The 6,548-nt window shown below is 71.0% G+C and carries 4 protein-coding genes and 1 pseudogene; 2 read left to right on the forward strand and 3 right to left on the reverse strand.

From position 1 onward, the window contains the following. Positions 1–65 precede the first annotated feature (65 nt). Positions 66–1,685, forward strand: coding sequence for a (2,3-dihydroxybenzoyl)adenylate synthase (locus tag ACRX5W_RS30400; protein WP_436791594.1), 1,620 nt, complete (start codon positions 66–68; stop codon positions 1,683–1,685). 203 nt (positions 1,686–1,888) lie between these two features. Here the strand turns inward: ACRX5W_RS30400 and solA are convergent, their stop codons facing one another. After that, a complete protein-coding gene (gene solA, locus ACRX5W_RS30405) occupies positions 1,889–3,040 on the reverse strand; it encodes an N-methyl-L-tryptophan oxidase (protein WP_436791595.1) in 1,152 nt (383 codons plus the stop codon). Positions 3,041–3,076: 36 nt separating this feature from the next. Continuing rightward, positions 3,077–4,144, reverse strand: coding sequence for an LLM class flavin-dependent oxidoreductase (locus tag ACRX5W_RS30410; RefSeq protein ID WP_436791596.1), 1,068 nt, complete (start codon positions 4,142–4,144; stop codon positions 3,077–3,079). Between the two features lie 214 nt (positions 4,145–4,358). Between ACRX5W_RS30410 and ACRX5W_RS30415 the strand changes: the two genes are divergently transcribed. After that, positions 4,359–5,567, forward strand: a complete 1,209-nt coding sequence (locus ACRX5W_RS30415) for a DegT/DnrJ/EryC1/StrS family aminotransferase (RefSeq protein ID WP_436791597.1) — start codon at positions 4,359–4,361, stop codon at positions 5,565–5,567. Here the strand turns inward: ACRX5W_RS30415 and ACRX5W_RS30420 are convergent. Beyond that, positions 5,519–6,548, reverse strand: a pseudogene (locus ACRX5W_RS30420) (hypothetical protein); the annotation flags it as partial. The gene ACRX5W_RS30415 and the pseudogene ACRX5W_RS30420 sit on opposite strands and share 49 nt — an antisense overlap.

The raw sequence follows: 6,548 nt of genomic DNA on the forward strand, positions 1-6,548 counted from the left end.
CCGGCCGACCCCGGTGTGGCGTACGGCATGTGACGTCCCGTGAAACCCGATCGAGAGGCACCGTTGTGAACCAGGAGTGGCCGGGCTGGCCCCCCGAGTACGCCGAGCAGTACCGAGCCAAGGGCTACTGGGAGGGCCGTACGCTGGGTGCCCGCCTGCGTGAGTGGGCCGACACCTATGCCGACCGCACCGCGCTCGTGGACGGCGACCGCCGCTGGACGTACGCCGAACTCGACGACACGGTCGACCGCTTCGCCCACGGCTTCCGCGGCCTCGGGCTGCGGCGCGGCGACCGCGTCGTGGTGCAACTGCCCAACGTGGCCGAATTCGTGCACGTGTGGTTCGCACTGCTGCGCATCGGCGCGGTCCCCGTGCACGCGCTGCCCGGCCACCGGCGCGCCGAGATCGCGCACCTGGTGCGCCTCGCGGGCGCGGTGGCGTACGTCGTCCCCGATCGCCACCAGCGTTTCGACTACCGGGAGTTGGCGTCGAAGGTGCGCGACGAGGAAGGCTGCGGGAGCCTGGCCCACGTCATCGTCGCCGGAGAGCCCGGCGCACACACGCGGCTGGCGGATCTCGGCACCCGCGACGCCGGCGCGTACGACGACCCCGATGTAGCCGCGTCGGACCTCGCGATCCTGCTGTTGTCCGGAGGCACGACCGGGCTGCCCAAGCTGATCCCGCGCACCCACGACGACTACGCCTACAACGCGCGTTCCGGCGCGGAGGCGTGCGGGCTGGACGCGGATTCGGTCTACCTCGCGGTCCTGCCGATCGCGTTCAACTTCACCCTCGCCTGCCCCGGCGTGCTGGGCACGCTCCTGGTCGGCGGCACAGTCGTCCTCGCCCCCTCCCCGGCACCCGAGACCGCGTTCGCGCTGATCGAGCGCGAGAAGGTGACCATCACCGCCGTCAACCCGCCGCTCGTGCCGCACTGGTTCGACGAGTACGCGGCGACCCGGCCCGATCTCTCCAGCCTCGCCGTCCTCCAGGTCGGCAGCGCGCGCCTCGCCGACGACCTGGCACGCCGCATCCAACCGACGCTGGGCGTACGGCTCCAGCAGGTGTTCGGCATGGCCGAAGGGCTGCTCAACTACACCGCGCTCGACGATCCCGACGAACTGGTCACCACGACGCAGGGCCGGCCCGGCAGCCCCGCCGACGAGATCCTCGTCGTCGACGACGCGGGCGCGCCGGTGCCGCCCGGAGAACCGGGCGAACTGCTGACCCGGGGCCCGTACACGCTGCGCGGCTACTACCGCGCGCCCGAGCACAACGCCGGCGCGTTCACCCCCGACGGGTTCTACCGCACGGGCGACGTCGTACGGCAGCTCCCGTCCGGGCACCTCGTGGTCGTCGGGCGCGTCAAGGACCAGATCAACCGCGGCGGGGAGAAGATCGCCGCGACCGAGGTGGAAGGGCACATGTCCGCGCACCCCCGCATAGCCGTCGCCGCACTCGTGGGGCTGCCGGACGAGCGGTGGGGCGAACGCCCGGTCGCCTTCGTCGTGTGCCGGCCCGGCCACGAGGCGCCCTCCGCACGCTGCCTGGCGGCGTTCCTGAGGGAACGTGGCCTGGCCGCGTACAAGCTCCCCGACGAGGTCGTGGTCGTCGACGCGATGCCGCTGACGCCGGTCGGCAAGATCGACAAGAAGGCGCTCGCAGCGTCCTGGGCGGGACGGTGAGCGGGCCGCGCGACGGCGCTCGGGGCGTCCAAGACCGGGCAGTCACCCCGACCCCGGACGCTGCCGACACCCACGGCCGAGCCACGAAGACTTGGGCTCCGAACGCTTCCAGCGACCGCGACCGAGCGGCGTACCCTCCAACCCGAACCGCTTCCGACAACCCCGGCCGAGCCACGAGCCCCCTCCCCCGAGTCGGGCCCGACCTACGCCGTGAAACGGTCGGGGTCGGTGAAGCCCACGTCGACCGGTGGCTTCTCTCCGACGGTGAGCGCCGCGAGCACCTCGCCGATCCCCGTCGCGTGCTTGAAACCGTGGCCGCTGCACCCGCCGCCGACCAGCAGGCGCGGGTGGCCGTCCGGTCGGCCGAGCACGAACTGCCGGTCGGGCGTGCGCGTGAACAGGCACACCTCCGCCCGGGCCGGCACGGGATCGAGACCGGGGAACGCGGCCGGAAGCCGCTCGGCGGCGCCCGCCCAGTCACGCCGGTGCACCGACCGGTCCAGCGCTTCGGGATCGACGACGTCGAACGTCCCGCCGCCGTCCTCCAATCCGAGCTTCACCGGGTCGCCGTCGCGCTCGCTGCCATGCCCCCACAGGCTCGTGCCGTCGCCCAACTCCCGTATGAAGACCGGGAATTCTTCGAGCCGGAAGTCACCGGTGCGGCCCACAAGCGGCGCGAACCAGGTCGTCGGCATCCGCACGGCCTCCAGCGGAAGGCCGGGCACGAGCGCCGACAGCCACGAGCCCGCGGTCACCACGGCCTGCCGCACCCGGAACTCGCGGACCGGCGTACGTACGACGACGTCCCCCGCACCGGGCTCGACCGCGATCACACGGGTGTCGGCATACACGCGGGCCCCCGCACCCACGGCGGCGTCGACCGCGGCCCGCACCGTCTCCTCGGGCCGCACCAGCCCCGCCCCGACCTCCCACACGCCCGCGTCGCGATCGCCGATTCCGGCGTGTGCGGGGAACCGGCGGCGCAGCTCGCCGGCGTCGAGCACGTCCACCTCAAGGCGCCGCGCCCGCGCCACCGCGAGCGCCGCCGGCACCAGGTGCCCGTCCCGGGGACCGGCCAACAGGCCTCCGGACGCGGTGAACAGCTTGCGCCCGGAGGCCGACTCCAGTTCGCGCCACAGCTCGCGGGAGAGCCGGGCCAGGTCGACCAGGCCGGGGTGCTCCAGACACGCCGTGCGGAACATCCGACTGCCGCCGTGCGACGAGCCGTACGCGTGTCCGGGGGCGTGGCGTTCGAAGCCGACGACGTCGACTCCGCGTGCGGCCAGCCGCCACAGGGCCGACGAACCCCACGCGCCGAGTCCGATCACGGCAACGTCCGCGTCCATGCTGCTCATGTCCTGCTCCTGTCTGCGGAAAGGGGTGGCTCGCGGTCAGCGCCCGGCCAAGGCGGGGGCGACCCGCGCGGCGAACAGCCGCACGGAGGCCTCGGCGCGGTCCAGGGCAGTGGCACCGGGGTTGAATTGCAGGCTGACCGACAGGTCGGGCCCGAACCAGTCGGCGACGGTGTCCAGTTGCCGCGTCACGTCGGCGGCGGTCCCGGCCAGGACCTTGTTGTCGGCGAGCGCGCGATCGAAGTCGTACGCCTTGACCTTGTCGACCAGTGCGGCGTACCCGGGGTAGTCGCCCCCGCCGGCCCCCGGAGCGGCCCAGGATGCGACGGCGGCGCTCATCTTCTCGATGTAGTTCGCCTCCCACCGCCGGCCGGCGGCGAGTGCCGCGCCGCGGTCCTCGTCGAGGTAGCACGTGTACTTGATCTGCACACGCCCCGGGCCCGCGTGCCCGGCGGCGGCCCGCGCGCTGCGGTACGCCGCGAGCATGGCCTTCAGGCCCTCGGTCGACGTCACCGACGGAACGACCTGGAGGTGGTGGCCGGCTGCTCCAGCCGCCGCGCACGAGTCCTCGCTCGTCGTGGCGGCGACGAATATCGGCGGGTGCGGTCGCTGGACCGTGCGCGGCAGCATCGTCACCGGCCCGAACGAGCTGAACTCGCCCTTCCAGACCACGTCTTCGTGCGCCCACAGCCGACGGCACGCCTCGACGTTCTCGGCGAAGCGCGACCGGCTCTCGGCCATCGGCACACCGAACGCCGCGAACTCCTCGGGCAGGAACGCCCGGCCGAAGCCCACATCGAGGCGCCCGTGCGCGAGGTTGTCCAGCATGGCGAGCTTCCCGGCGAGCTTCACGGGGTGCGTGAACGCCGGGACCACCGCCCCGGTGACCACCCGGATGCGCGTCGTCCGCGCGGCCACGGCGGCCAGCAGGGTCACCGGGTCGGGGCTGTAGCCGCCGTACGCCGAGAAGTAGTGCTCGACGGTCTGCACATGCTCGAACCCGAGCTCGTCGGCGACCTCCGCCAGCCGCAGGCAGTCGTCGAAATAGTCCGAGGCGGAACGCTCGGAAGGCGCGAGGACAGGGAAGAACGTCAGCCCGAATTTCATGTCTTCTCCGGATTCGGCGGGGTCGGGAACGGCAATATTGAATAGACCTTCGTGCGGCGATGTCAACTCTCGGAATTCAGTACGGAGAGGCAATCCACCCTGCCCAAAAAATTCACCACTCACCGAGTCCGCAGCAGGTCAGACGCTATGAGCTGCCGATAAGAACCATCAGGGCGCCGTTTCGCCCCCACCACCAGGAGGTTTTTCCGCGCGCATGAAAATATCCTTTCCGACCCGCGGGACCATTCTCGGACGGGCCGAGTCGAATGCCGTCTCGGCCGTCATCGAAAGCGATGCGTCATTGACCCAGGGAATCTGGCGCAAGCGTTTCGAGGAGCAATTCCGCGAGCACATCGGCGTACGCCACGCGATTTCGGTGACCAGCGGAACCGTCGCTTTGGAAACGGCCCTGCGCCTGCTGGACCTCCGGCCCGGCGACCAGGTGATCGTCACCCCCCAGACGTTCCAGGCCACCGCCCAACCGCTGCTCGACCTGCCCGCCGACGTGGTGTTCTGCGACGTCGAACCGGACACCCTCAACATGGACCCGACAGCCCTCGCCGGGATGATCTCCGACCGCACCGCCGCTGTCCTGCTCGTGCACTACGGCGGGCTGCCGGCACGCATGCACGAGATCGTGCCGCTCGCCCACCGCCACGGAGCGGTCGTCATCGAGGACTCCGCCCACGCCCTCGGCGCCCTACACCGGGGACGACGCCCCGGCGCGCTCGGCGACATCGGATGCTTCAGCTTCCACGGGTCCAAGGCGATCACCACGCTCGGCGAGGGCGGCATGCTCACCTTCGACCGCGACGACTGGGCCGAACGCCTCGACCGCGTGCGGTCGAACGACACCGACTACGAGTCCCTGCCGTACGCCGGCCCGCAGACCACTCCCCCGGCACTCCTGCCGTGGATGCGCTACGCGGACGACGTCTACCGCCGCACCTGCACGCGCGTGCGCCGCGCAGGCACCAACGCGACCATGTCCGAGGCAGCCGCGGCCGTCGGCGTCGTCCAACTCGGCCGCCTGCCCGAACTCACCCGCCGCCGCCGCGAGATCGCCGAACGCCTGGACGACATCCTCGCCGAGTTCCCCGACACAACGCGCCCCCACCGCGCCGCCCCGGGAGACGTCCACGCCCACCACCTGTACACGTTCTTCGTGAACGACCCCGCCGCCCGCGAAGACGTCGTCCGCCTGCTGGACCACCACGAAGTCGAAGTCCAGTTGCGCTATTTCCCCCTCCACCTCGTCCCCGAATGGCGAGCCCGAGGCCACGGCCCCGGCGAATGCCCGGTGGCGGAACGCTCATGGTTCGACCACCAGGTGAACCTGCCCTGCCACCCGGGCATCACCGACGCCGAACTCGACTACCTGACCGACACCCTGCGCACATGCCTCCGGGCAACCACCCGCTGAACCGCCCGACCAAGGAGCCGAACCATGCCGTTCATCGAAGTCAAGCTGTACGAGGAACGCCTCACCCCGGAAACCGAAGAGGCCCTGATCACCAACATCACCGAAGCCGTCGTAGCCGCCCTCGGCGAATCCGTCCGCGAACAGACCTGGATCCTGCTCTCCGGCACCCCAGCCACCAAATGGGGCATAGGCGGCCACCCGGGAAAGCCGTAAACACCGCCTCCCACACGGCCGTCCGCCCTCACCCTAGGCGGACGGCCGCACACCTGCCACGCAACGCCACAACGCGCAGTCAACGCCAACTCGTTCACCCCCGCGACCTTCAGGAACGGCCGCTCCGTGCGCACGATGTCCTTGTAGGCGATCGGCGACACCTCCTTCAGGCGCATCAGGAACGCTGCCAGGTTGCGGGCGTCGGGGTGGAGCATCTCCGTATCGGAGGTGTAGCCGGACTGCTTGACCGGCGCCTGCCGCGAGGTGTCCTGAAAATGGAATACCCGGCAACCGCGGAGGACTTCGCGGGTGAACCCGGCCACCGAGGCCGATGTCTCTTCTCCTGCCTGGGCGAGCAGCGACTCCCGGTGGCCCAGACCGAGAACCTCTTTCACCGGTTCCGCGGACGTGCAGCGGTCGTGGAACTCGACGGCCTCGTGCCGGAAGACAAGCTCGTCGTTCACTGCCGGCGCGAGCACGGCTTCGTAGGTGTTGACCAGCTCCCCGCGGGCGGCTTCCAGGCGCAGCTTGATACGGCTCGACTTGGCGTCGGCGTGCACAAGCGCGCCGGCTCCGCCGCCCAGGCCCACTTCCAATTGCAGATTGCCGTCGGCGATTTGCCCCAGCAGTTCGAGGGCTTGGTTGACTTCCTCCCCCTCGTGAACGAGGGGGATTCCCCTCGGCCTCGCGGCCGAGCCGCCGCGCGTCAGCGCGGCGGTCGGGACCTTTCCTGCTTCACCGACGACCGCCCCGTCCGGGAGGACTCCC

Source organism: Yinghuangia sp. YIM S10712 (assembly GCF_051388935.1).
GTDB lineage: Bacteria > Actinomycetota > Actinomycetes > Streptomycetales > Streptomycetaceae > Yinghuangia.